This window comes from Mycoplana ramosa, assembly GCF_041930185.1.
Lineage (GTDB): Bacteria > Pseudomonadota > Alphaproteobacteria > Rhizobiales > Rhizobiaceae > Mycoplana > Mycoplana ramosa.
On the sequence record NZ_JBHEEW010000033.1, the window covers coordinates 1 to 1630 of the forward strand.

Consider the following 1630-nt stretch of genomic DNA (forward strand, 5'->3'; position numbering starts at 1 on the left):
ATGGGCGCGGACCGGGCGATCCTGGTCGAGACCGACGACGCGGTCGAGCCGCTGGCGGTGGCAAAGATCCTCAAGGGCGTGGCCGAGGCCGAGAACCCGGGCCTGGTCATCGTCGGCAAGCAGGCGATCGACGACGATTCGAACCAGACCGGCCAGATGCTGGCAGCCCTGCTCGGCGCCGCGCAGGCGACCTTCGCCTCGAAGATCGAGATTTCCGACGGCAAGGCCAAGGTGACGCGCGAGGTCGACGGCGGCCTGCAGACGATCGAGGTCAAGCTGCCGGCGGTGGTCACCACCGACCTGCGCCTCAACGAGCCGCGCTACGCCTCGCTGCCGAACATCATGAAGGCGAAGAAGAAGCCGCTCGACAAGAAGAGCCCGGCCGACTTCGGCGTCGACACCGCGCCGCGCCTGAAGGTGCTGAAGACCGAGGAGCCGGGTGGCCGCAAGGCCGGCGTCAAGGTCAAGACGGTGGCCGAGCTGGTCGAGAAGCTCAAGACCGAAGCCGGCGTGCTCTGAGGTGGTCCGTCATCCCGGCCCTGAGCCGGGATCCAGCAGCGTCGCGGCTGCGACGCGAGACTTTTCCAGCGCGCAAGGACTTGCGCGCGCTGGATGCCGGATCAAGTCCGGCATGACGGGATGAACAAGATCGTCGCGCGCCGGTCCGGACCGAACCGTTGAGCGCAAACAGATAGGGAGACAACACCATGGCCATTCTTCTTCTGGCTGACCACGACAAGAGCCACCTTTCCGACCAGACCGCCAAGGCGCTGACGGCGGCGCAAAAGATCGGCGGCGACGTGCATGTGCTCGTCGCCGGTGACGGCGCCAAGGCCGCAGCCGAGCAGGCCGCCAAGCTTTCCGGCGTCGCCAAGGTGCTCGTTGCCGAGGACGCAGCCCTCGCCAACAACCTGGCCGAGCCGCTGGCCGCGACGATCGTCGCGCTCGCCGGCAACTACGACACGATCATCGCCGCGGCGACCTCGGTGGGCAAGAACGTCATGCCCCGCGTCGCAGCCCTCCTCGACGTCGCCCAGGTCTCGGAGATCATCGAGGTCGTTTCCGCCGATACCTTCAAGCGGCCGATCTATGCCGGCAACGCCATCCAGACGGTGCAGGCGACCGACGCCAAGAAGGTGATCACCGTGCGCACCGCCTCGTTCGCCGCAGCAGGCGAGGGCGGCAACGCACCGATCGAGGCGGTTGCCGCCGGAACCAACCCGGGCGTCTCGACCTTCGTCGCCGACGCGCTGTCGTCGTCCGACCGCCCCGAACTGACGTCGGCGAAGATCATCATCTCCGGCGGCCGCGCGCTCGGTTCGGCGGAGAAGTTCAAGGAGGTGATCCTGCCGGTCGCCGACAAGCTCGGCGCCGCCGTCGGTGCATCGCGTGCCGCGGTCGACGCCGGCTACGCGCCGAACGACTGGCAGGTCGGCCAGACCGGCAAGGTCGTCGCCCCGCAGCTCTACATCGCCTGCGGCATCTCCGGCGCGATCCAGCACCTCGCCGGCATGAAGGACTCCAAGGTCATCGTCGCGATCAACAAGGACGAAGAGGCCCCGATCTTCCAGGTCGCCGACTACGGCCTCGTCGCCGACCTGTTCGACGTCCTGCCGGAGCTGGAAAAGGC

Annotated in this window: 2 protein-coding genes; both read left to right on the forward strand. The window is 67.9% G+C overall.

Features of this window, described 5'->3' with window-relative positions; translation table 11 throughout:
* Nucleotides 1-519 (forward strand): electron transfer flavoprotein subunit beta/FixA family protein (locus JNC62_RS21075; RefSeq protein WP_374841428.1); only part of this gene is annotated, 519 nt, incomplete at its 5' end.
* A gap of 188 nt (nucleotides 520-707) precedes the next feature.
* Nucleotides 708-1630: electron transfer flavoprotein subunit alpha/FixB family protein (locus JNC62_RS21080; RefSeq protein WP_374841430.1), on the forward strand; the 923-nt coding region annotated here is incomplete at its 3' end.